Source organism: Calothrix rhizosoleniae SC01 (genome assembly GCF_900185595.1).
GTDB classification, from domain to species: Bacteria; Cyanobacteriota; Cyanobacteriia; order Cyanobacteriales; family Nostocaceae; genus Calothrix_A; species Calothrix_A rhizosoleniae.
This window is the reverse complement of the sequence record NZ_FYBH01000364.1, coordinates 1-23419: the sequence shown is the minus strand read 5'-3', so window position 1 is coordinate 23419 and position 23419 is coordinate 1. Positions and strand designations below refer to the sequence as shown.

23 protein-coding genes are annotated in these 23419 nt (G+C 39.8%); 15 read left to right on the top strand and 8 right to left on the bottom strand.

Going from position 1 to position 23419, the window contains the following annotated elements; translation table 11 throughout:
- Positions 1 to 228 (top strand): hypothetical protein (locus tag CALSC_RS26710; RefSeq protein WP_159460671.1); only part of this gene is annotated, 228 nt, incomplete at its 5' end.
- Between the two features lie 324 nt (positions 229 to 552).
- On the opposite strand, the gene CALSC_RS26705 is transcribed toward CALSC_RS26710, so the two are convergent.
- Both CALSC_RS26705 and CALSC_RS22420 read right to left on the bottom strand, forming a co-directional pair.
- Entirely contained in the window at positions 553 to 705 is a 153-nt protein-coding gene (locus CALSC_RS26705; RefSeq protein WP_159460670.1) for a hypothetical protein, read from the bottom strand.
- A gap of 55 nt (positions 706 to 760) precedes the next feature.
- Positions 761 to 970: a hypothetical protein gene (locus CALSC_RS22420; protein ID WP_088243463.1), complete on the bottom strand. Its 210-nt coding sequence runs from the start codon at positions 968 to 970 to the stop codon at positions 761 to 763.
- A 197-nt stretch (positions 971 to 1167) separates the two neighbouring features.
- On the opposite strand from CALSC_RS22420, the gene CALSC_RS22415 reads away from it, so the two are divergent.
- Positions 1168 to 2088, top strand: coding sequence for an AraC family transcriptional regulator (locus CALSC_RS22415; RefSeq protein WP_088243462.1), 921 nt, complete (start codon positions 1168 to 1170; stop codon positions 2086 to 2088).
- 222 nt (positions 2089 to 2310) lie between these two features.
- Positions 2311 to 2577 (top strand): cyclic nucleotide-binding domain-containing protein, encoded by a 267-nt coding sequence (locus CALSC_RS22410; RefSeq protein WP_327331716.1) that lies wholly within the window; start codon positions 2311 to 2313, stop codon positions 2575 to 2577.
- A gap of 110 nt (positions 2578 to 2687) precedes the next feature.
- Here the strand turns inward: CALSC_RS22410 and CALSC_RS22405 are convergent, their stop codons facing one another.
- On the bottom strand, positions 2688 to 4592 hold the full coding sequence (locus CALSC_RS22405) for a PP2C family protein-serine/threonine phosphatase (RefSeq protein WP_088243461.1): 1905 nt from the start codon (positions 4590 to 4592) through the stop codon (positions 2688 to 2690).
- A gap of 245 nt (positions 4593 to 4837) precedes the next feature.
- On the opposite strand from CALSC_RS22405, the gene CALSC_RS22400 reads away from it, so the two are divergent.
- Together CALSC_RS22400 and CALSC_RS22395 are read left to right on the top strand one after the other, a co-directional pair.
- Positions 4838 to 5272 (top strand): NfeD family protein, encoded by a 435-nt coding sequence (locus CALSC_RS22400; RefSeq protein ID WP_088243460.1) that lies wholly within the window; start codon positions 4838 to 4840, stop codon positions 5270 to 5272.
- Between the two features lie 30 nt (positions 5273 to 5302).
- Complete coding sequence (locus CALSC_RS22395; protein WP_088243459.1) at positions 5303 to 6295, top strand: SPFH domain-containing protein; 993 nt, start codon at positions 5303 to 5305, stop codon at positions 6293 to 6295.
- A 218-nt stretch (positions 6296 to 6513) separates the two neighbouring features.
- Here the strand turns inward: CALSC_RS22395 and CALSC_RS22390 are convergent, their stop codons facing one another.
- Positions 6514 to 6903, bottom strand: a complete 390-nt coding sequence (locus CALSC_RS22390; RefSeq protein ID WP_088243458.1) for a Fur family transcriptional regulator — start codon at positions 6901 to 6903, stop codon at positions 6514 to 6516.
- Positions 6904 to 7049: 146 nt separating this feature from the next.
- Between CALSC_RS22390 and purS the strand changes: the two genes are divergently transcribed.
- Together purS and purQ are read left to right on the top strand one after the other, a co-directional pair.
- Positions 7050 to 7328: a phosphoribosylformylglycinamidine synthase subunit PurS gene (gene purS / locus CALSC_RS22385; protein ID WP_088243466.1), complete on the top strand. Its 279-nt coding sequence runs from the start codon at positions 7050 to 7052 to the stop codon at positions 7326 to 7328.
- Positions 7329 to 7361: 33 nt separating this feature from the next.
- Positions 7362 to 8036 (top strand): phosphoribosylformylglycinamidine synthase subunit PurQ, encoded by a 675-nt coding sequence (purQ, locus tag CALSC_RS22380; protein WP_088243457.1) that lies wholly within the window; start codon positions 7362 to 7364, stop codon positions 8034 to 8036.
- Between the two features lie 191 nt (positions 8037 to 8227).
- Here the strand turns inward: purQ and acs are convergent, their stop codons facing one another.
- Both acs and CALSC_RS22370 read right to left on the bottom strand, forming a co-directional pair.
- Positions 8228 to 10198, bottom strand: a complete 1971-nt coding sequence (gene acs / locus CALSC_RS22375; protein ID WP_088243456.1) for an acetate--CoA ligase — start codon at positions 10196 to 10198, stop codon at positions 8228 to 8230.
- A 129-nt stretch (positions 10199 to 10327) separates the two neighbouring features.
- Positions 10328 to 11668, bottom strand: coding sequence for a cytochrome P450 (locus CALSC_RS22370; RefSeq protein WP_088243455.1), 1341 nt, complete (start codon positions 11666 to 11668; stop codon positions 10328 to 10330).
- Between the two features lie 503 nt (positions 11669 to 12171).
- Here CALSC_RS22370 and CALSC_RS22365 point away from each other — a divergent pair.
- From CALSC_RS22365 to CALSC_RS22345, 5 genes are all read left to right on the top strand, one after another.
- Positions 12172 to 15249 carry a plasmid replication protein, CyRepA1 family gene (locus CALSC_RS22365; RefSeq protein WP_088243465.1) on the top strand — a complete coding sequence of 1026 codons (3078 nt, stop codon included), beginning with the start codon at positions 12172 to 12174 and terminating at the stop codon, positions 15247 to 15249.
- Positions 15250 to 15357: 108 nt separating this feature from the next.
- Positions 15358 to 15600, top strand: coding sequence for an AbrB/MazE/SpoVT family DNA-binding domain-containing protein (locus CALSC_RS22360; RefSeq protein ID WP_088243454.1), 243 nt, complete (start codon positions 15358 to 15360; stop codon positions 15598 to 15600).
- On the top strand, positions 15594 to 15938 hold the full coding sequence (locus tag CALSC_RS22355) for a type II toxin-antitoxin system PemK/MazF family toxin (RefSeq protein WP_088243453.1): 345 nt from the start codon (positions 15594 to 15596) through the stop codon (positions 15936 to 15938). The genes CALSC_RS22360 and CALSC_RS22355 overlap by 7 nt, the downstream gene beginning before the upstream one ends.
- A gap of 257 nt (positions 15939 to 16195) precedes the next feature.
- Complete coding sequence (locus tag CALSC_RS22350; RefSeq protein WP_200817720.1) at positions 16196 to 16777, top strand: GIY-YIG nuclease family protein; 582 nt, start codon at positions 16196 to 16198, stop codon at positions 16775 to 16777.
- 338 nt (positions 16778 to 17115) lie between these two features.
- Positions 17116 to 18840 (top strand): IS1634 family transposase, encoded by a 1725-nt coding sequence (locus tag CALSC_RS22345; protein WP_088243451.1) that lies wholly within the window; start codon positions 17116 to 17118, stop codon positions 18838 to 18840.
- Positions 18841 to 19040: 200 nt separating this feature from the next.
- On the opposite strand, the gene CALSC_RS27940 is transcribed toward CALSC_RS22345, so the two are convergent.
- Both CALSC_RS27940 and CALSC_RS22340 read right to left on the bottom strand, forming a co-directional pair.
- On the bottom strand, positions 19041 to 19175 hold the full coding sequence (locus CALSC_RS27940) for a hypothetical protein (RefSeq protein WP_268807235.1): 135 nt from the start codon (positions 19173 to 19175) through the stop codon (positions 19041 to 19043).
- 41 nt (positions 19176 to 19216) lie between these two features.
- Entirely contained in the window at positions 19217 to 20224 is a 1008-nt protein-coding gene (locus tag CALSC_RS22340) for a serine aminopeptidase domain-containing protein (RefSeq protein WP_235006899.1), read from the bottom strand.
- A 278-nt stretch (positions 20225 to 20502) separates the two neighbouring features.
- Between CALSC_RS22340 and CALSC_RS22335 the strand changes: the two genes are divergently transcribed.
- From CALSC_RS22335 to CALSC_RS22325, 3 genes are all read left to right on the top strand, one after another.
- The gene (locus tag CALSC_RS22335) at positions 20503 to 20892 is read left to right on the top strand and encodes a sugar ABC transporter permease (protein ID WP_088243464.1); all 390 of its coding nucleotides are present in this window, start codon (positions 20503 to 20505) and stop codon (positions 20890 to 20892) included.
- A 9-nt stretch (positions 20893 to 20901) separates the two neighbouring features.
- Entirely contained in the window at positions 20902 to 22854 is a 1953-nt protein-coding gene (locus tag CALSC_RS22330; RefSeq protein ID WP_088243450.1) for a caspase, EACC1-associated type, read from the top strand.
- Positions 22855 to 23265: 411 nt separating this feature from the next.
- On the top strand, positions 23266 to 23419 hold a 154-nt coding region (locus CALSC_RS22325; protein WP_143288341.1), incomplete at its 3' end, for a DUF2887 domain-containing protein.

The window sequence follows — 23419 nt, the reverse complement described above, 5'->3', positions numbered from 1 at the left end:
CTTATAAATATTATTGCTATTGCTAGGTCTGTTGGACTTTGGACAAAACCTCCACCCGCAGTACGTCCTCTTTGCCTAGTACCACCACTAACTATTTCCTATGTTTTTTCAGGAATTGGCTGCCAAAGCTGTTTAGGAGCGATCGCACTTTTAGCACTAGCATCAAATGATGCTTTAATATTCATTTCTATTGCCTTCCTTTTATATGTTACGCCTTATGTGAATTAATAATGCCCAAGTAATAGCAAGTATTTCAGCTTGTGATTTAGCTAAAAAATTCCAACTGTATTGACGTATTTACATCTTTCCAGGTTCTAACTCACATAAGCCTTATATTGGTAATTGATAGATTTGAATCTAGATTTACCAATACTACAAATACCTAGAATGTAAATGTTGTTCTTATAGTTCCAACAAATAGTGTTCCTCGCTTTTTGTCTCCTCCTTTTAATTGAGAGCTGTCTTGATCGCTTATTACATTCCACAGTTTCTGATGAGCGATCGCATTTTTCAAGTTAACAGGCTTTGAATTTTGGTTTTTCATGATATTTCTCAAATCAAACCATATATTGTTAATGATTCCATTTTGACTCCTGTAATTTGAGATTTTTCTGCAACAGAATCTACTAACTCACCTTTATTCGTCCCTCCAACAATAACTTGTGCTTGTTTATCATCTAATTTCTGCCACAATTTTTTGCCCATTTTTTAGTCTCTATTATTTTTGAGATGCTGGACTTCACAGATAGATGAAGTCATTTTATCGTGGTAAAGTTGCTAATTCAGCAGAAAAATCAACAATCTTAAATGGTTTAATTGCTGCTTCTATTTTTTTCATTCCTCCAACAACAGATTGACTAGATTCGTCATCTAATGCTGACCAAAGAGCTAACTTTGATTTTAAAGATGTATAGTTTGGTACAGTCTTCTGGACTGGTTGATTAATGTTAGATGATGTGTGGTTACGCATTTGACTTGAAAATTTAATTAAGCCTTACAGGGCTTGTAATCTAGGCTATTCATAGTTATTTTTATTACTTGCATTACTTGGATTTATAAGTTAATCATGCATACTTTTTGTAAAAAAATCTTGCTCATTTTTGTCCAATTGCTTACTCAATTGCACATTATTGCTATTTTGAGGAAAGAACATTCAAAGTACTAATAATGCCAACTCAGCGCCCTGTCCTAGATTTATTCAATAGCCAAGAAGTTGAGAAATTCTTGGGTCATTCATCCTCACTCGCCAGTGATTCTGCCAACTGGCAGGGAATACATCTTGAGTATCATTGTTTACCCCCACAAGAAGTACCTGAATGCTCATGTAAGCAACATCTGATTACAATTGCAACTCAATCAGGTTGCCAAGTCGAGCAACGATTCGAGGGAAAGCGTTGCAAAATTGTTTCTCGCTGTGGCTGTATTACAATTGCGCCGATGGAAATCCATCGATGGTATCGTTGGCAAGAAGAAGTTGAACTGATTCAATTGAGCTTAGAACCTGTGAAGGTTAGTCATGCTGCTCCTGAAATATTTGATCCAGATAGGGTTGAGTTGGTACCTCAGCCCTATGTTAACGATCCCCTACTCTATCAACTTGGGCTGACTTTAAAAGCAGAATTAGAACAATCAGGAGCTAAAAGTAAACTCTATGCTGATTCGGCAGCTACTTTTGTAGCCGTACATTTATTAAAAAACTATGCAACCAGTAAACCAAGGCAGGAAATATATCGGGGTGGATTATCCCAACATCAACTTCAACTTGCGATCGACTATATTCAAGCATATTTAGCTGAAGACATTTGTTTAGATGAAATTGCGAGTTATTTAAATCTGAGCCGCTACTATTTTTGTCGCCTCTTCAAGCAATCAACTGGATCGAGTCCCTATCAATATGTAATTAAATGTCGAGTAGAACGAGCAAAAAAACTCTTAAAACAAGGAAACTTAACTTTGGCAGAAATTGCCTTGAACTGTGGTTTCGCTCACCAGAGCCATTTTCACCACCATTTTAAGCGTTTGACTGGAATGACACCAATACAGTATAGGGATTGTAAATTTATTTATAGCCGTAGCCACTTTTATTAGGACATTGCTTGCTTGAGAATAATTTCCCAATTGTAGGAAGACTTATCGTTTATGTCCTAACCCGGCTGATTACAGCTATAGTTCAAAAAATATTCATTAGTGAGGACAGTTTAAAGCAGTGCTGGAACCAGTCAAGACAGTAGAACTCTACCAAAAACCCCCGTCCCCAAAACTTATGGTGCTGGAGAAGTAATATTTAAAACAGGAGGACTGGGTGAGTTAATGTATGGTGTCATCGAAGGTGAAGTAGATATTTGGATTAATGACAAGATGGTGGAGACTATAAAGACGGGTGATGTCTTTGGAGAAGGAGCACTTGTCCACGAAAATCATCAAAGAGCTTCCACTGCACTTGCTAAGACTAATTGTCTATTAGGTTTTTTAGATCGGGAGCATTTTTTGTTTGCAGTTCAACAAACTCCTATGTTCGCTATAGAAGTGATGAGAAGCTATTCGGATCGGTTGCGACGATTAAAATATCTCTTATAACTACAAGATTGATTCTCCATAGTACAGTTCAACTTTAGAGAAGACCAAACAATAAATTACCCAACTTTTGAACTTGAACTATTTGCTTTACTTCCCCTGCATGGAATTTACTAATTACTAGGTGGGCAGAGTTTTTGCACCTTCTGGGGAAGTCGCTGACATTGTCGTTGGAAGGATTGAGGGTTGATTTGCCACCAAGCAGCTAAACTCAAACTAGTACCTGCTAATAATAGGAATAACAACCCAGTCAATACTAACCACCACTGTTTACCTTGATCTGATTTGCTGGTAACAGGAGCCGGGGTAGGGGGTGATTCTGGTAAGTCTAAATCTAGTAATGCTTGGGAACTTTCTGTAAAGCTAGATTCTACTGGTTCTGGGATAGTTACTAAAGCTTGTGTATCCTTTTGTTCTACATGTACGGGATAGTCAGGGGAAACACGACAATGGGTGATAACCAGTGAGATATTGTCATGACCATTTTGCTGATTTGCTAAATCAATCCATTGGCGCACAGCATCCTCTAACAGTATCTCCCCTGTAAATATAGGTATGACATAATTTTGCCAGGATTTTTCTACCCAGTTATTGTCACTTAAACCATCGGAACACAGTAGTAAAATCCCATCTTCTTCTATAATCAATCTTTGGCTTGTGGGTTGTAAAAATTCACCATCTTTAGTCCCCAAGGCTTGGGTAAGAGCATTAGCATCTGGATTTTGTAGTGCTTGATGGGCAAAACTCCGAGCACAACGGACTTCTCGCCCAGCTACATCATCATCTACTGTTAATAATTGGCAATAATTGGCAGTAATCCAGTAAGCGCGGCTATCACCCACATTGACAATGTAAAGTTCGTGGGCATTTTCTCCTGTCTCGACTTTTTGTGGTATTTGCACAGCCATCACCATAGTGGTGCCCATGCGCTGAATTCCTTCCCGGTGCTGTTCATTATTGCTGTTACTAATTAAGTTATTAACTACCCGCAAGCTAGCTTCTATTTGCTGTTGTAATAATTCCGGTGGTACTATCTCTGTCTGGGAACTTACTTCTTGTATTAAAGCTTGAGTTTGTAATTTGATAGACTGAATTGCCAATTTGCTGGCAACTTCACCCCCATCATGTCCACCAATGCCATCACAAACGATAGATACTTGTGGTAACAAAGGATCGTCAATGCGATCGCTATTAGTCGGAAAACAAGCATCTTCATTTTGCGTAAGTTCACTACCAATATCCGTTGCTCCTGACACTTTAAGAGTCAAGGGTAATTGCCCTGCTAAGTTCAGTAGCAATTGATTTAGTTTAATCGATATTGTGTGTATATCAGCATCTTCAGCCTGCATTTGCTGAATGATATTCTGTAATTCTGATGCTGCTTGGGGTCGTGCTTTTTCTGCCCAGCGTTGCCATAATTCTGCCAACTGTGCCAGAGGTTGCGGTTCTGAGTGATGTAGTTCTAATAGTCGCACACACCAACCCTGTACCCGGAGATTTTCGGGGCTGAGTAAACTACCAGCCACCCCTAATTCTAATAAGGGTTGCCATAATTGGAGAATTTGCCATAGCCAGTAAACCTGTCTGACGGCAGTTGCTTGATTCCAGGCATCTGCGATCGCAGGATAAAGATGACCGTGTTCATCTATGGGTACATTTTCTAAGATTAAAGTATCATTGACTTCTGGCTCGGGGGAAGGAATAATTCCATAAACTTGGGGTATATGTAAACTCTGGGGATATAACTTGAGATAAGGAATAGTTGCTGGGGGAGGTTCTGATGGAACTTCTGGCAATAATCCTGGTTGAGTATCCAGCCAAATATTTGCCGTAATTACCTCATATCTGTGGGCAATTTTTTCCCCTATTTCCTTGTGATTACTAGGTGAATCAACTGCCCAGAGATAGCGGTAGACTAAAGGAGTTTGGCAATTAGTACAAACCTCTTTGCCTACTGGATTAATTGGTTTGCTACATTCTGGATTTGTACAATAAATTACACGCTGTGTAGAAATCATCTTAAGTATATATTTTGAATCACTAAAAATTAAATGCGTAAATTTCGATTACATCTAGCTGTCAAGCTCTAACTAAATGGCATAAACTAAATTTATATTCATAGATTGTATAAGTTGTTATTAATACATTTGAGAATATTGAGTCTAGAATACTGAAGTCAAATGAGTGAAAATAGTCAGGGTATGGCTGTATATAAGCATAGAAATGCAGTATCGACAAATAATTTAGTCTTTGGGATGGCAAGATGCCAAGTGCAACCTTAATTTGGCTGATTATAGGCACGGGACTGTGTTTGATGGAACTGTTTCTACCCACAGAGTTCGTGACATTGATGATGGGAATTAGCGCCTTTGTTGTGGCGTTACTAGCGGGGGTAATACTAGGAAAGTTATGGCTGCAAGTTTTAGTTTGGCTATTACTATCTGCTGTTTTACTAGTTTTTTCCCGTCGCTTGCTAGCACCAAGAAGGCGTAGCTCCCAAATTCAGGATGCAATTATAGCTGAAACTTTAACAGAAATCCCACCAGGAAAAACTGGACGGGTGCTCTATGAGGGTAATTCATGGCAGGCGCGGTGTGATGATGAAAAATTACCTATCGCTCCCCAAGAAACAGTTTATGTAATTAGGCGACAAGGTACCACATTAATTGTGATGCCAGAGCGTCTTTTACATTCTTAAAAACTAATTCAATCAGGAGGTAATGTATCTATGCCTGAATTTTTATTATTATTTTTTACTGTGTTCGGTGGTTCAGCATTAGTTAGCTCTGTCAAGGTAATTAACCAAGGAAATGGGGCTTTGGTGGAACGGCTGGGACGCTATAATAAACCACTCAAACCTGGTGTCAATTTTGTTATGCCTCTAGGATTTGATCGGGTAGTATTTAAGGAAACTATCCGGGAAAAAGTCTTAGATATTCCTCCCCAAAAATGTATTACCAGGGACAATGTGTCAATGACAGCAGATGCAGTGGTTTACTGGCGCATCGTCGATATGGAAAAAGCTTACTATAAAGTGGAAAATCTCCAGTCCGCAATGGTGAATTTAGTTCTGACTCAAATTCGTTCAGAAATGGGCAAACTGGAACTAGACGAGACTTTTACCGCTCGTTCTCAAATTAATGAAATTTTGTTACGAGAATTGGATATTTCCACAGATCCTTGGGGGGTAAAAGTCACGCGGGTAGAGCTGCGAGATATTGTTCCCTCCCAAGCAGTCCAGGAATCTATGGAATTACAAATGTCCGCAGAAAGGCGTAAACGGGCAGCAATTCTCACTTCTGAGGGCGAACGGGAATCGGCAGTCAATACAGCCAGAGGTAAGGCTGATGCTCAAGTATTAGAAGCACAAGCCCGCCAAAAAGCTATAATTTTGGCAGCAGAAGCCGAACAAAAAGCGATCGTTCTCAAAGCCCAAGCAGAGCGCCAAGAAAAGGTTCTCCAAGCCCAAGCTATTGCTGAATCATCAGAAATTGTAGCTCTGAAAATCGAGAATAATCCTAACGCCCACAAAGCTTTAGAATTTATCTTGGCTATGGGTTATTTAGATATGGGCTCAACCATTGGTAAGAGTGAGAGCAGCAAGGTAATGTTTATGGATCCTCGTACCATACCCGGTACTTTGGAAGGTATACGCTCCATTGTTACTGACAATTCCCCACAAGACCAATCTATTATGGATCCTAGTCTTTTTAAGGAGTGAAGGAGTGAAGGAGTGAAGGAGTGAAGGAGTGAAGGAGTGAAGGAGTGTGGGAAGATGGGGAAGTGTGGGAAGTGTGGGAAGTGTGGGGAGAATAAAGAATTAATAAGCTTTTTGCCTTTCCCTCTTTCCCTCTTTCCCTCTCTCCCTCTTTCCCTCTCTTCCCCTGCTCCCTACTCCCTCTCTTCCCCTGCTCCCTACTCCCTACTCCCTGCTCCCTACTAACCTTCCAGGCTATGGCATTTTTGGCATAGACCAAAGAATTCCAAAGTATGGTAAAAAATTTTAAAATTGTGTTTTTCTTGCAACTGCTCTTCTAATCCATGGGCGGGACATTGATTTATAGTTACAGAAGTTCCACATTGTAAACAGGTAAGGTGGTGTTTATCCTGTTTTGTCAGGCTATAGAGAGCTTCTCCATTGCCTAGTCTCCGCATTTGTACTAAGCCTTCTAATTTTAAAGTTTCTAAAGAACGGTAAACTGTCGCTAAGCCCATATTCTGGTTGAGACTACGCAGCTCTACATAAATTTCTTGGGCAGAAATGCCTTTTTTGGTTGTTTTGAGCAAAGTTAAAATACGCTGTTGGGAACGGGTATGTATAGCTTTCATAAAATAATAATTTGAGGGAATATTGAATGCTATAAGGCTTGAGCTTGGTTAATTTAACAAATTTTTGCAATTACTAGGTAATTTTATGTTCAGCTATGGGGAGCTGAAATATATAATATAGCGATCACCGCATTCAATAAATGCCAGTGCAAAGAAAATATAAAGCGAAAATTTGGGTAACTCTCCGCACTTCAGTCCTAGATCCGGCTGGAGTAGCTGTAGAATCTGGACTAAGTCATTTAGGTTACGATAATGTCGAACAGATCCGCATTGGTAAATATATTGAGTTGTTCATTAGTACCAAGGATGAAAAATCAGCAAACCAACAGTTAAATGCAATATGCGACCAAATGTTGGCAAATCCAGTGATTGAAAATTATCGCTTTGAGTTGATTGAGGTCGAATCTCAAACCGGAGTGTTCTAAAAAGTTAACAAGTAAAAGTTAAAAATTAAACTAATGAAGTTTGGGGTAGTTGTTTTTCCCGGTTCTAATTGCGATCGCGATGTTGCTTATGTCACCAGAGATGTAATGGGACAACGGACACGCATGATTTGGCATCAAGATACTGATGTTGATGATATTGATGTAATTGTCTTACCTGGTGGTTTTAGCTACGGGGACTATTTGCGCTGTGGCGCGATCGCTCGCCTATCTCCAGTTATGCAACAAGTACTAGAACATGCCCAAAAGGGTAAATTTGTCATCGGTATTTGTAATGGCTTCCAAGTATTAACTGAAGCTAAATTACTACCAGGTGTACTGGTGAGAAATCGGGATATGCATTTTATTTGCGATCGCCTTCCCTTACAGGTAGAGCGTAACGATTTACCTTGGACACAAGCCTATGAACAAGGTGAGGTCATAACTTTACCTGTTGCCCACGGTGAAGGACAATTTCGTGCCGATGAGGAAATTTTAGCGGAAATTGAAGAGAATAATCAAGTCTTATTCCGTTATGCAGGGGAAAATCCCAATGGTTCCCAAAATAACATTGCTGGTATTTGCAACCGTCAAGGTAATGTCTTGGGAATGATGCCCCATCCAGAAAGAGCAGCAGATTCTATGTTGGGTGGTACTGACGGTTTGAAGCTGTTTCAGGGATTATTAGAAGCAGTAGGGAATGTGCTTTAGACCCCTAGAGTGCAAGTCCTGTGGGAGTGGGAGAGTGAGAGAGTGGGAGAGTGGGAGAGTGATGGAGTGATGGAGTGGGAGAGTGAATGTGTGTCTATCATTTTAGGGATATATAATCTAAAAATTCCATCCCTCTTTCCCTCTTTCCCTCTTTCCCTCTCTTCCCACATTTCCCCTACACCCTAATGGAATTAACCTTCTCCCCGCAGCTTATCCAACACGCTCTTATCTTCCAAGGTCGAAGTATCACCAGATACCTCTTCACCGGCGGCTAAACTCCGTAATATCCGGCGCATAATTTTACCAGATCGCGTCTTGGGTAAGGCATCACTAAAACGAATTTCACTGGGACGAGCAATGGCACCAATTTCTTGGGTGACGTGTTTTTTCAGTTCCTTGCTCAACTCCTCACTAGGTTGACAGTTACCTTCCAGGATAATAAAAGCAACAATTTCTTCGCCTTTAATTTCGTCAGGTTTACCTACCACCGCTGCCTCAGCAACGGCTGGGTGGGAAACTAAGGCTGATTCTACTTCCATTGTTCCCAGGCGATGTCCCGATATATTTAACACATCGTCAACCCGTCCCATAATCCAGAAATAGCCGTCATTATCCTTCCTGGCACCATCACCGGCAAAATAGAGGTATTTTCCATCTTTGGGGGGAATATGCTCCCAGTAAGTAGTGCGGAAGCGTTCCGGATTGCCATATACTGTGCGTAACATACCGGGCCAAGGATGGCGGACTACTAAATAACCACCTTCATTCTCTCCCACGGTATCCCCATCCAAGTTCACCACATCAGCAATAATCCCAGGGAAGGGGAATGTAGCGGAACCTGGTTTGGTTTGAGTCGCTCCTGGTAAAGGTGTAATCATGACTCCCCCAGTTTCCGTTTGCCACCAAGTATCTACAATGGGGCAACGTTCCCCACCAATAACTTTGTGATACCACATCCATGCCTCTGGATTAATGGGTTCCCCCACACTTCCCAATAGTCTTAAGGAAGAAAGGTTTCTGGCTTTGGGGAGGTGATCGCCCATCTTAATGAAAGCACGAATTGCCGTAGGTGCAGTATAAAAAATTGTCACGCCGTACTTTTCTACTACATCCCAAAAACAACCAGGATTTGATTTACGGGGCGCACCTTCATACATGAGAGTAGTAGCACCATTAGATAGGGGACCATAAACAATGTAACTGTGCCCCGTAATCCAACCTACATCGGCAGTACACCAGTATACATCCGTGTCCTGTAGATCAAAGATCCATTTGGTAGTTATGTGGCTGTATAAATTGTATCCCCCAGTGGTATGGACAACACCCTTTGGTTTACCCGTACTACCGGAAGTGTAGAGGATAAACAGCATATCCTCACTATCCATAGGCTCTGCGGGGCAATCTGGTGAGGCTTGCTGTTGTAAATCGTGCCACCAATTATCCCGTCCCGGTTCCATATGGATATCTTGGGCTGTACGTTTGACAACCACCACATTTTGGACACTGGGTACGGCACCATTAGCTAAAGCCTTGTCAATTTGGGGCTTGAGGGGGACAATGGCATCCTTACGCCAACCACCATCAGCAGTAATTACTACCTTTGCCTCAGCATCAATTAACCTATCTCGCAAAGCTTCCGCACTAAAACCACCAAATATTACACTATGGGGTGCACCAATTCTGGCACAGGCTAACATGGCGATCGCAGCTTCTGGTACCATAGGCATATATACACCTACGCGATCGCCTTTTTTAACCCCTAGTTGTTTTAATACATTGGCAAACTGACATACTTCCCGGTGTAATTGGGCATAAGTAATGGTACGTGAATCCCCCGGTTCTCCTTCCCAAATAATGGCAGCTTTATTCTTCCGCCAAGTAGTCAAATGACGATCCAAACAGTTGTAAGAAATATTCAGCTTACCATTGACAAACCACTTACCAAAGGGGGGTTGCCAATCTAGAACGGTATCCCACTTTTGAAACCAGTGTAATTCTTGTTCTGCTAGTTCTGCCCAGAATTTTTCCGGATCTGCCTTTGCTTGTTGATAAAGACGCTGATAATCTTCTAGGCTCTTTATATGGGCAGTTTGAGAGAATTCCGTACTAGGTGAAAATAAGCGCTCTTCTTGTAGGATTGATTCTATAGTTGATTGAGACATAATCGATGTAAGTTGTGTATTGCATCTGCCAACTATTGTCTATGTAAACCTACCAGAAATGTTTTGATTCTTCCTAGTTCGTTACAATTAGGAAACATAATATTTGGTATAGCCAATGCCTCTGAGTAGTCAACTCTTTCCCTTCATCACCACTTTTACTCCACCAGTAGGAGCAAGAGTAAAACCACGACGCTGAATTTTGACGGGTTTATCTTCAGCTAAAGCAAGTTGATATTTAGATATAACTGTTGCCAGAACCAATTTCATTTCTAATAAAGCTAAAGCATATCCCAGGCATCGCCGACTTCCACCACCAAAGGGAAAGAATTCGGAAGGGGAATACTGTCTTTCAAGAAAACGTTGTGGTTTAAATTGTTCCGGTTCAGGATATAAATCTTCTTGGTAATGTACCAGGTAAATACTCGGCATGAAGGTGGTTTCGGCATCGAACTGGTATCCGGCAATTTTTATAGGTGATTTAGCGATGCGCGGGAAAGTTACCGGAATTACTGGATACATCCGTAGAGTCTCCTGACAAACTGCCGTTAAATAGGGAAGTTTAGCAATTTCCATCGGGCTGGGATTTTCTCCCAAACAATAAAATTCCCTTTGCAATTTCTCAATTACATCTGGATTTCTGTAAATTTCGTAGAAGGCCCATGATAGAGTTGTGGCAGTGGTTTCATGACCGGCAAATAAAATCGTGATTAGTTCATCTTTTAATTCTGCATCGCTCATGGCTTGACCGTCTTCATCCCGTACAGCCATCATTAAGCTGAGAATATCCTTACCTGTATTGTCTATTTTGGTTCTTTTCTCTTCAATTTCAGCTTGGAGTAGGTTATAGATTTTATTATGTATTTGTTTCATCCTTCCCCAAGGAGTCCATTTCCCCCAATCTTTTTGGAGGAATTTAAAAAACAGCATACTCGAACGCAAGGGAGAATCGGTCATATCAAGCCAATCGGTAAGTAGAGGTTTGATTTGTTTGTAGCGTTTCCCTTCACTCAAGCCGAAAACCACTTGTAAAATTATTTCTAAGCTGACTTTCTGCATTGTGGAGCGAACTATAAAAGATTCGCCAATTTGCCATCGATTGGCTATCTCTTCGGTAACATCTATAATTTTCTGGGCATAAGCTTGGATTTTCTCCCCATGAAAGGGGGGAGTTAATAATTTCCTTTCCCGTCGGTGGTAATCGCCATCCATTAACATCAAAGAATTTTTACCGATAAGAGGTTCTGCAAGTTTGTTGGCTCTTCCGATATGAAATTGGGAATCTTTGCTGAAAATTTCTTGAATGGCTTGAGGATTACCGATAATTACAAAAGGACCAATTCCAGTTAATCGTATGGAAAAAATATCTCCATATTTCTGACTATATTTCTTTTGAAATCCAATTGGGTCAGCAATCCAATTCACTAATTGCCACCAAGGAGGAGTGGTAACGCAATTCGGTGATTGACTCAACGTGAAGTACCCCTTTTCGTTGTATTTCTAACATTTTATGGTATTTGGAGTTTGGAGATGTCTAGTAGGTAGGTGTAAAAAATTGTTCTTAGGTTTTTTACCACCGACTTACTTCCTTTAAATCCTAATTAGATTAATATTTCACAGATTAATAATTTATATTTACAATTAATCTTTAATTTTTCTTTATATCTTTGCTCATAAAAATAGTTATATCAGTATATATACGAGGTTATAATTAAAACTTATAAAAAAATTGTATATATGGATTCATCTCAACTATTTTACTGATTAATCAAAATTTAAGTAGTATAAATATCACAATACAAATTTATTAACCCTACGATATCAAGGACAATACAGGCGAATTTATCATTAACCGGTGTATCTCCCAAAACAAAGTAAAAAAAAGCATCTGGGAAATGAGAAAATCCCCAATACAAATTCTGGGTAGAGCCATGGTAAGTTTTGAATCCAACCCCACTCATCCAATGCATAGCTCTATGTACCTGCATTACCTCCACCGACAACACCTTGATGAATTAGTCAAGGGCAGCAACATAGATTTACACTTGGCGCAGCTAAATTTTAGATCGCTACAAGAATCAACAGCCTATGACTATTTGTTAATTTCTGAGCGCATTCCCCGTAATAATAGTGGCATGGTTCAGAATAAGTGGTTACAGATGTATGCCCATGTGGCTACGGGAGGTTGGTGGTGTTCTGGGTTAGATCCCCTGAATAATTGGCAAGTAATGGAATGGGGATGTTTTAAGCCCAATCAACCCCGGCATAATCAGAAAGGCAAGTCTATTAAGTACGAACATCCTCCTTATACTGCAACGCGAATATTTTGTCTGCGGGTAACCATGCAAGTCTGGCAAAAGGTTGCCCAACGCTACAACTTGTCATTACCCCATCATGATGTGAGTGGGGATGGAGAAGCAATTGGTTTTTGGCAATGGGTAATGACAAATAATGTACCGGTGATTATTTGTGAGGGTGTGAAAAAAGCCGCTTCTCTGTTAACACAGGGGTATGTTGCCATTGGCATTCCTGGTATTACTAGTGGTTATCGGGTGGTAAAAGATTTACAGGGAAAGGTGGTTCGTCGTCAACTTATACCAGATTTAGCTGCATTTACCCTGAGCAAACGCACTTTTCATATTTGTTTTGACTTTGAAACTAAGCCCAAAACCATTGCAGCAGTAAATAACGCCATTTCCCAACTTGGTTTTTTATTTCAGGAACAAATTTGTCCTGTGCAAGTTGTGGAACTTCCAGGGGAAGAAAAGGGTGTGGATGAATTTATCGTGGCTAAAGGTGCAACTGCCTTTGAGAAGATTTATCGGCAAAGCATTGATTTAGAAGTATATATTGCTCGCAGCAAACCCCACACTAACTTAACTATTCCTCCTTCCCTAACTCTTAAAAGTCGCTATTTACAGGATGTTGCCTTTCCTACTTCCGGCTTGGTGGGGGTGAAATCAGCTAAAGGGACGGGGAAAACCACTGAACTGAAAAACTTGGTAAAAAAAGCAAAGAATCAGCAGCAGTCAGTATTATTAATTACCCATCGCATCCAATTAGGGAAATTTCTCTGCAAACAAGTAGGAATTACATGGGGGATAGGGAGTAGTGATTGGGAAATACAAGCACCTGCATTATTTACTACTAACCAATCATTCGGACTTTGTGTAGATTCCATTTGGAAACTCAATCCAGAAGATTGGCAAGGAGCGATCGTTATATTAGATGAAGTAGAACAATCCTTATGGCATTTGCTTAACAGTAATACTTGTAAAGATAAACGTGTGAGGATTCTCAAAGTTTTCCAACAATTAATTGCTACTGTATTGACAACTGGGGGATTAGTTATTGCCCAGGATGCAGATTTATCAGATATTTCTTTACAATATTTGCAAGGATTGGCAGGGATTCAAGTTACTCCTTGGGTATTATTAAATCAATGGCAACCAGAGCGGGGATGGGATGTGACATTTTATGATACACCAAACCCTACTCCCCTAATTCAACAGCTAGAAATAGATTTACTCGCAGGGCGAAAATGTTATGTAACTACCGATAGTCGGGCGGGACGTTATAGTTGTGAAACCATAGAACGCTATCTGCGAGAACGTTTAGAAAAATTATGCCGACAGTTTCCCCAAAGCTTAGTAGTTAGTAGCCGTACGACTAATACACCAGGACATCAAGCAGTTGATTTTGTCCCAGCTATTAATCAAAAAATTACAGATTACGAAACAGTGTTTGTCACTCCCAGTTTAGGAACTGGGGTTAGTATTGATGTGCAACATTTTGACCGCGTTTATGGCATTTTTCAAGGGGTAATTCCCGACTCAGAAGCTAGACAAGCTTTAGCTAGGGTGAGGGATGATGTACCGCGCATTGTCTGGTGTGCTAAACGGGGTATTGGCTTAATTGGTAGCGGTAGTACTAATTACCGTTTACTATCCCATTGGTATCAAGAAAATCAAAAAGAGAACTTAGCTTTACTCAGTCCACTCCATAATATAGATGTGGATTTGCCTTTAGTTTATGACCCAATTCATTTACGAACTTGGGCAAAACTATCTGCTAGGGTAAATGCATCTATTACCCTATATCGTCAATCAATGAAAGAGGGATTAATTGCAGATGGGCACCAAATCTGGATGCGTGGTAATGCCGTTCATAATAATATTATTCGAGATTTACGTATGGCATTCTTGGCAGCAGATCCTAATGATGGTGCAACCCGCAGAAGATTAATTTTAGAAATTGTGAAAGTCAAAAATGAGTGGTCACAAAGTCGGAAGAAGAATAAAGAAATCAAAAATCAAATCAAAAAAATTAAACAGCAGAATCAATTAGTCACAGCTAACTTTGTTGCTAATGCAGAAGACATTGATTATGTAGAATATGAACGTCTGGCTACGAAACATTCCCTGAGTGATGAAGAAAATTATCAAATTAGTAAATATATCCTCAGACAAAGATATGGTATAGATGTTACTCCTAAATTAAAATTAAGGGATGACCAAGGATATTATGCCCAATTATTAACCCATTATTATCTCACCCATGAAAGCGAGTATTTTCGCATTCGAGATAAACAAGAATGGCATCAACAATTATCTTCTGGTAAAGGTAAAGTTTTTCTGCCAGATTTGAAAACTTATACTTTAAAAGTTGAGGCATTGCGAGCTTTAGGAATGTCACAATTTCTGGAGAGTGAAAGGGAGTTTATGGAAAATGATGCTGATTTAATTTTGTTGAAAAATACTACATTACAGTGCAGTAGACATATTAAACGGGCATTGGGAATTAATTTAGTGAGAAATCAGGAAAATGTTTCCGCAATTAGAATTCTCAGTCGATTATTGAACTTATTTGGATTGAGATTGAAGCGAGTAAATCGAGTGTATGTAATTGATGTTAATACGTTGAATGATGGGAGACAAGATATTTTTTCTATTTGGCAGCAACGGGATGAGTTAATGTTAGCCAACATGAAAGATTTAGAACAGGATACGGTTGATTATACTTTTGATTTAGAGTTATTAACTTTGCAGAAATAGTATAGTCAACTTTGCTGTAACACTCTCCGGGTAAACCCTCCGGCTTATTGTTATGGGGTTCCCTCTGAAATTATAGTATATTCAATATATATATTTTTAGTTTAAGTAATGGTTACCCAAAAAGTAAGTATGTGGGGTAATTCCCTTGGCATTCGACTGCCACAGGCGATCGCGCTACAGATGGGATTAAAGGAAGGAGCATTAGTTTCAATTTCTACAGATGGTGACAAGATTATTCTGTCACCTGCACGATCCAAATATACTCTTGATGAGTTACTCAAGGACGTTTCTTCAGATATGCAGCACAATGAAGTGAATTGGGGTGAGCCTGTAGGAGAAGAAGATTGGTAAAAATAGATGGCCGTGTTCCAGAGCGGGGTGATATTATTCGTTTACAACTCAATCCAAGAACTGGTCGCGAACAAGCAGGTTATCGCCCCGCAATTGTGATTTCTCCATTGGCTTATAACAATATTTCTCAGCTTGTATTATTATGCCCAATTACAAGTAAAAAGAAGGGATGGCCATTTGAGGTGGAGCTACCTGCCCAGATGCAAATTCAAGGTGTTATATTAGTTGACCAAGTCAGAGCTGTTGATTGCAGTGCTAGAGGTGCAAGTTTTGTGGAAAATGCCCCTGTTGAACTCATTGATGAAGTTCTGAGTCGGTTGGAATGTCTCTTAACTTAGGGACTTCCCGTCAATAGAATACCAATTTCATATTTCCTTAGGAAAAGTTCCTGATCTCAATCGGAATTTTTATTAAAAGTATAATAGATAACTAATTTTAAAAAATATTTATACGTGTTTGAAAATCATAAAGCCTCATATATAAGACTTTTCTAATTCTCTTCTGATCTATAAGAAGTAACTATAATAACCATGTTTTTGTGTCAAAGATAACAATTTAGTGATAGCATTCCTAAGTTGTATTTTTGGGAATATCATTGACAGCGAATCAACTTAACTTGTTCTCACCCTCAGAAATCAGCTCTGTACCCAGTAACAAAACACCGGTGTTGCTGATGGATGTGAAGGCTCTGAAGCGTTGGAAATCACAAATATCTGTCCATCAACAACAGGTAAGAACAAGGGAACCCATAGAACAAGGTACTTTATTTGCAGTTCCTCAAGCATACATTGACCCTGATGCGATCGATCCTTTTAATTTATCCCTATCTCCCTTATCATTTTATCGATCGCCTGTAGAAGATGCTGGTCAAGCTTGTCTCTATTTTGTGATTGATATGATGGCTAATTTACTCCTATATGTGGGGGAAACTGGGAAATCTAACCATCGCTGGAAAGGAGTACATGATTGTAAGGGTTACATTGAAAACTATTTAGACCTAAATTATCAATATGAGTTACCCACAGCCGTAAATATTGCTTTTTGGTGGGATGCACCAGTGAAAGCTCGCCCACGACAAAGGTTAGAATTGGCACTAATTAAAAAATGGAAATCTCCATTTAATAAGGAAAATTGGAAATATTGGAGTCAACCTTTTGGAGAAATAAGTAATAAGTAATAAGTAATAATACCGTTTTGAAAAAAGAATGGTACATATGGGTAGGGGCACGACATCTACAATCTTTTGGTATATAAAATTATCTTACTGGTGCCGTGCCCTTACGAAGAATTTATATATTGCACTCCCGGTTCGCCCATTTGAAATCGAGTTAGAAAAAGCTGAAGGATTAAATTAGGATTTTCGATGCTGAACTACAAACTCTATGGGATGGTGCAATTTCACCAAGGGCTGTAAGCGAGCGTTCGCGAGTTTTGCAGCCCGAGAACAATAGAGAATGCCTTGTATACCAAAAGACATATTTCCAACAGAAAACTTCAGGGTATATGTTCTTTATTATGGCAACAGAACCCACAATCACTTCAGAACGAGTCGATGATATTCCAGTATTGCTAACACAAATAGAGCATATGGGGATACAAAGACTAATTGATAAGCACTTCCCTACACACGGAAATTGGCAAGGTCAAAGCCTTGGTCAAGTAGGAGTAATTTGGTTGACACATATCTTATCCCAAGCAGACCACCGCTTAAATCATGTTCAAGCCTGGGCTGGGAAAAGATTAGAAACATTGAAAGCATTTTTTGGGGATTCTTTACGTTCACTTGACCTTACAGATGACCGCCTAGAAGCAGTACTACGTTACCTTGACCGTGATACCAACTGGTACTCATTTGAGAAGGAACTGGGAGGTAGTTTACTACAAGTGTATGATATACAGCCAGAAGGGATACGTTTGGATAGTACAACTGCTTCAAGTCACTGTGGGGTTAATCCCGAAGGATTATTCCAATGGGGTCATAGTAAAGACCACCGTCCAGATTTGGCACAAGTCAAAATAATGTTATCAACCTTAGACCCCTTGGGAATGCCAATTGCGACGGAAATATTATCAGGAGAAAAAGCCGACGACCCATTATATATTCCAGCAATACAAAGAGTTCGCTCAACCTTACAACAGTCAGGATTACTATATATTGGCGACTGTAAAATGGCATCAATCGCCACCAGAAATTATATTGCAAGAAGTGGAGATTTTTACCTTTGTCCTTTAAATGCCAAACAAGCAAGCCGAGAAGAATTAATTGAATACCTGCAACCAGTTTGGGATGAAAAGCAAGAACTAACTACCATAGATTATGATTATGCAGATGGTAAGAATAAAGATATTGCTGAAGGGTTTGAACAAAAATTTACTCGAACAATCAAAGTTGACGACGATAAAGAAATATCTTGGGATGAGCGACAATTAGTAGTACGTTCATTTGCCATTACACAAAAAGAATTACAAAATTTGCAACAGCGTCTTGAAAAAACTTCCCATGCTCTAGAACAACTGAAAATTCCTCGTCGTGGCAAGAAGAAATTAATCTCGCCGGATGAATGGAAATCTGCTGTAGAAAAGATTCTCAAACGTTACCGTACCACCGGACTGTTTCAAATCGATATTCAAATTCAACGAATTCAAAAAGTTAAAAGACGATATCTCCAACGACCACCTCAATACTTTGAGGAAATTGACATCAACCTGGATTTTAAAATTGATGAAGATGCGGTTACACAGGAAACTAAACTGTTAGGATGGCGAGTTTATGTTACCAATCAAATTAATACTAAACTTGATTTAAAACAAGCTGTTTGTGCCTATAGAGATGAATATTTAACGGAAAGAGGATTTGCCCGACTTAAGGGATTTCCATTGTCGTTGACACCAATTTATTTACAGCGCGAAGACCATGTTACAGGATTAATTAGACTGCTTTCAATTGGTTTGCATGTGTTGACACTTCTAGAGTTTCAGGTGCGTCGCAATCTGAATCAAAATTCAGAAAAACTAGCTGGACTTTATGTTGGCAATCCTAAACGAAAAACAGCCCGTCCTACTGCTGAAATAATTCTTGCTGCCTTTAAGGAAATTACCCTGCTATTGATTGAGGTTAAAAATGAAGTTTATGCCCATGTGACTGCTCTTTCTCCTTTGCAGGAGCGTATTCTTGTTCTACTTGGCTTCTCAACTACTATTTATACTAAACTTGGTGGTCAATCTTTCACCCCTGAGTAGCCTTTCTTCTAACTCCCGAAAAAATGGGCGAACCGGGAGTTGCAAACATTATAAATTGGTATAAGTATATTGCTCATATGTTTGGACTTTCAACAATGTCCTAACTTAGGCGATTGGATTGCCTCACTAACATTGCAAAATTATCGTTTTAGGGAAGCAATCCCAGGCTTTTAGGGTGATTACATCTCTATAGTCTTCCCCTAAACATTCAATGGAGGAACAAGTGGTAAATCACCATCCTGCTCTATACTATTCATATTCTCCGCATTAATTTCTCCAGTGTTCAAAAATCTCAAAGTTTCCTGATATAAACTCTGCCAAAAAATATTAGTCATACCTTGACTTTTCACATTTGGTTCGGCAAAGGGATGGGGAACTAAATCACCTTTTTGATAGATAAAAAACGATGTCCCTGTTTTTCACCACCAATATCATTGAAAAAGTTTCTATTAGTGGGAACATGAGCTGCATCTTCATTTTCTGTTAGCACCATCAATGTGGGAACTTTTTGCAAAGCTTTGATATTTTCCCTTTTCCGCACATATGCACCATATTTTGCTGATGCAGTTAGGGCACCTACCGGAAAACTTTCATCAGGATTCCAGCTTTTTTCATATACATCCAATGGGCCAGTTAAATTAATATACCGTTCCATTGTCGGCTCATACAACTTTAATAATGGTGCATAGGCGACAACCTTGGTTACACGCTCTGGTTGATCCGCAGCTAAACCCAAAGCAATTGCACCGCCAACAGATAACCCTATCACATAAATTGCTCCTGGCATTTCATCGAGTTCGGCTAATCTTTGCCGCGCATCGGTTAAGTAATCCATATGATTGGAATTGAAATAACGTTCAAAATCGGGGTCGTCATCTCTTTCAATGGCTGGGACAATATCTAGTAGTCGTGGTTCAATCAACAATAACCGCGATACTAAACTTAGTTGTTGCATTGCCGAAGGACGCAGAAATTGACTGGGATTTTCGGGTAAATTTTCAATAAAATCCATCAATACTCGGTCTTTTTTCACCTTCTCCCGCAATGGGTCGAGAATTTCTGGTTTTAAGTCAATTTGACACCAATATTTATCAGGTGGTTGTAAAGTATGATTGGCTAAATTGGCTTGGTAATAATTAAAACCATTGGTAAATAAATAATCGGAAAGTTCTTTCAGTTGGGTTGGTTTGGCACTAAAGCCATGAAATATAATCACTGTGCCGCGTATTGGCTTTCCTGGTTCGTGAAAACCATAATAGGGAGTTGAACCAGTTCGGAAATTGGGGTTGGATTCTACACTTTGAATATAAGCATTGATACGTGTTTGAGTGCGGCTAATTTGTTCCGCAGTGGGGGTGACAGTAAATTCTAAATTAGTAGTCATGGGGATTTAAAATTGCAGCGTTTATTTTGTAGTTTTTATATATATGCATCAAGAGTATTGTATCCAATTACGCAATGTCCCCGGTTTTCCCGTGCAGATTCGTAATATTCAAACATGTATGCCTTTTTCATCCCTGCTAGTAAGCGCACTTATTAATAAAGGTTAGATGCAGCAAAAAAATACCATAATTGTATATTTTTGCGGATTTTACGGTACAGTGTTGTATTCAGATTACGGAAACACCTAAAATACATATAGTCACTCCCGCTATTGCCATCATGACAACATCTGATGTAAAGCTCACTATTTCCCTTTCGCAACTGGATTTAGATGACGAAGAATTACAAATAGAAGTGGAAAATTTGCTACCCCAAATTAAAGAAGTAGATGGGGTAGAGGATGCAAGTTTAATGGAGGCTATAGCAACCCCTCGAAGTGCTAAAGCTTTTGGGGGTTTGTCTTTGGGTATGTTGGAGACAATTATTAATCCCGGATATATTAAAACTGTTTTTGGTTTCTTGCGCGATCGCTTTGGGAGTAAAACTATTAAGATGGTACTGAAAGCTGCTGATGGTAGGGAATTGAATCTAGAAGCCAGCAGTAGGGAAGAGTTTGGATTTGCAATGGAGAAGGCAGAGCAGTTTCTCAAAAATACCAAAGGTCTGTAGGATGGAGAGATGGCGAAGGTAGGATTGCTGATTGGTGTAAGTGAATATGCAAATGGATTAAACCCCCTACCAGCTGCTGTTAAAGATGTGGAAGCGGTGCGGCGTGTTTTGGTAAATCCAGAGATGGGTGGCTTTGCGGATGAGGATATCACAGTGTTGAAAGATCCCCAGCCGCAAGATATCAGATATGCTATCTACAATCTATTTGCGAATCGTCAGAAGGATGATTTGTTATTATTTTACTTCTCTGGTCATGGAATTAGAGATGACAGAGGTAATCTTTATTTTTCCACCTGCGCTACTACAAAAAACAATGGTAAGTTGGTAAAGCCTTCAGCTGTTGCAGCTAGTGTTCTGCATGAAAATATTAATGATAGCCGTTCCCAAAGACAGGTAATTATTCTAGACTGTTGTTTTAGTGGTGCGATCGCTCAAGGGATGAGTGTGAAGGATGATGGTACTGTTAATGTGGAAGAACAGTTAGGAGGTAAGGGAAGGGCAATTCTTACTTCTTCCACTTCTACCCAGTATTCCTTTGAGCAAGAAGGTTCTGAACTGTCGATTTACACCCGGTATCTAGTGGAAGGTATTGACACCGGTGCAGCAGATATAGATGGAGATGGTTGGATTTCTGTTGATGAATTACACGAGTATGCTGGGAGTAAGGTACAAGAAGCATCCCCAGCTATGACTCCTAAACTCTACCCGGTGGAGGGAGGATATAAAATTTTGCTGGCGAAGTCTCCGAAAGATGATCCCAGGCTAATATATCGTCAGGAATTAGAACGCCGTATTCGTAAAGGCAAGTTGACAATACCTGGTCGTCGTTTGCTAAACTCCAAAAGACAAGAATTAAAAATAGACCCTAAAGTTGCGGAAGCTATTGAAGCGGAAGTTAAACAACCATATTTAGAGTATCAGCGTAAGTTAGCAGAGTATGAGCAAGCGTTGCAGGATACCATTGCAGAAGAGCCAAATTTGAGCGAAAATACTCTCAATGATCTCAGAGACTACCAGCAGCATTTAGGGCTGAAGAATGATGATGTCGCTGCAATAGAAAGGAAAATTCTCGGTCAACCAAAACCAACTGCATCTGTCATTGAACAACCTCCCAAGTCAGCAAATCAGTTTAATTTTCACATTATCACTGTCAATGCTCAGGGAGAAACCACTAACACTCGCCCAGGAAAAGCTGAGTTGTTTCCAGAAGATTTAGGTAATGGTGTGATATTGGAAATGGTGAAAATCCCTGGTGGAAAATTTGTCATGGGTTCCCCAGAGAATGAACCAGGAAGCAGTAATTATGAAAGACCACAACAGCACAATGTCACTATCCAACCCTTTTTCATGGGTAAATATCCAGTTACTCAAGAACAGTATGAAGCCATTATGGGTAAAAATCCCTCACGCTTCCAAGGAGCAAAACGAGCAAAACGACCAGTGGAATGCGTAACTTGGCATAATGCGGTGGAGTTTTGTGCTAAGATATCTAAGGACACTGGAAAGAGTTATCGTTTGCCTAGTGAGGCAGAATGGGAATATGCTTGTCGGGCTGGAACGACTACCCCATTCCACTTTGGTGAAACCATTACCACTGACCTAGCTAACTATAATGGGAATAAAACCTATGGTTCAGCACCAAAGGGTCAGTATCGACAACAAACCACAGATGTTGGTAGTTTCCCTGCTAATGCCTTTGGATTGTATGACATGCATGGTAATGTGTTGGAGTGGTGCCAAGATAATTGGCATGGAAATTATAATGGCGCACCAATTAATGGTGATGCTTGGGTGGTTGGTGATAATGATAATCAGTCTAAAAGAACGCTGCGGGGTGGCTCGTGGAACCGCACTCCAGTAAGCTGCCGCTCCGCTTGCCGCTACGGCAACAATCCGTTCTACAGTTACAGCTATATCGGGCTGCGGGTTGTGTGCGTTGTAGGGCAGAGGGATCTTAAATAGCCCTTTGCACTTTAGCCCTCTCGCACTTTACACTTTTTTTCTTTTCCCTCTGGTCGCGCGAAATTTTATTTTTTTAGATACTGGATGAGTTATCTACTTATTGTATAGAAAACAGGCGATTTAATCAAGTGGTATATTCCAATATTAAATCCCATTCCCAGGGATCATAAATTTATGCTGGGAGAGCGGATGATATAGCCCTACGCACAAGTAATAAGTAATAAGTAATAAGTTTACTGTTCATAGGTTTGCTGCTTCAAAAATGTCGTAACGTGCTTTGGTAGTGATATAACAGGGCTGTATGGTTTTTTATTTCAGGTAATTAGTAGGGACTGTCTTAAATGTCAAGTGCGATGCACTATACATAATCATGAGAAAATTATAATCAAACCCTGCATCTCATTCGCTTTCGTGAAAACAGACAGCATCTTTTATCGGCTATTCCAAGAATTTCCCAGTATCTTCTTTGAATTAATCGGAGATTCTCCCGAAACTGCTGCAAATTACCAATTCTCATCAGTGGAAGTCAAGCAAACCGCTTTCCGCATCGATGGTGTATTCCTCC

Excerpts from the sequence above, each read along its gene's own strand:
- CALSC_RS26705 (WP_159460670.1), bottom strand. The coding sequence starts at position 705 with ATGGGCAAAAAATTGTGGCAGAAATTAGATGATAAACAAGCACAAGTT.
- CALSC_RS22420 (WP_088243463.1), bottom strand. The coding sequence starts at position 970 with ATGCGTAACCACACATCATCTAACATTAATCAACCAGTCCAGAAGACT.
- CALSC_RS22415 (WP_088243462.1), top strand. The coding sequence starts at position 1,168 with ATGCCAACTCAGCGCCCTGTCCTAGATTTATTCAATAGCCAAGAAGTT.
- CALSC_RS22410 (WP_327331716.1), top strand. The coding sequence starts at position 2,311 with ATGTATGGTGTCATCGAAGGTGAAGTAGATATTTGGATTAATGACAAG.
- CALSC_RS22405 (WP_088243461.1), bottom strand. The coding sequence starts at position 4,592 with ATGATTTCTACACAGCGTGTAATTTATTGTACAAATCCAGAATGTAGC.
- CALSC_RS22400 (WP_088243460.1), top strand. The coding sequence starts at position 4,838 with ATGCCAAGTGCAACCTTAATTTGGCTGATTATAGGCACGGGACTGTGT.
- CALSC_RS22395 (WP_088243459.1), top strand. The coding sequence starts at position 5,303 with ATGCCTGAATTTTTATTATTATTTTTTACTGTGTTCGGTGGTTCAGCA.
- CALSC_RS22390 (WP_088243458.1), bottom strand. The coding sequence starts at position 6,903 with ATGAAAGCTATACATACCCGTTCCCAACAGCGTATTTTAACTTTGCTC.
- purQ (WP_088243457.1), top strand. The coding sequence starts at position 7,362 with ATGAAGTTTGGGGTAGTTGTTTTTCCCGGTTCTAATTGCGATCGCGAT.
- acs (WP_088243456.1), bottom strand. The coding sequence starts at position 10,198 with ATGTCTCAATCAACTATAGAATCAATCCTACAAGAAGAGCGCTTATTT.
- CALSC_RS22365 (WP_088243465.1), top strand. The coding sequence starts at position 12,172 with ATGTACCTGCATTACCTCCACCGACAACACCTTGATGAATTAGTCAAG.
- CALSC_RS22360 (WP_088243454.1), top strand. The coding sequence starts at position 15,358 with ATGGTTACCCAAAAAGTAAGTATGTGGGGTAATTCCCTTGGCATTCGA.
- CALSC_RS22345 (WP_088243451.1), top strand. The coding sequence starts at position 17,116 with ATGGCAACAGAACCCACAATCACTTCAGAACGAGTCGATGATATTCCA.
- CALSC_RS27940 (WP_268807235.1), bottom strand. The coding sequence starts at position 19,175 with ATGACTAATATTTTTTGGCAGAGTTTATATCAGGAAACTTTGAGATTT.
- CALSC_RS22340 (WP_235006899.1), bottom strand. The coding sequence starts at position 20,224 with ATGACTACTAATTTAGAATTTACTGTCACCCCCACTGCGGAACAAATT.
- CALSC_RS22335 (WP_088243464.1), top strand. The coding sequence starts at position 20,503 with ATGACAACATCTGATGTAAAGCTCACTATTTCCCTTTCGCAACTGGAT.
- CALSC_RS22330 (WP_088243450.1), top strand. The coding sequence starts at position 20,902 with ATGGCGAAGGTAGGATTGCTGATTGGTGTAAGTGAATATGCAAATGGA.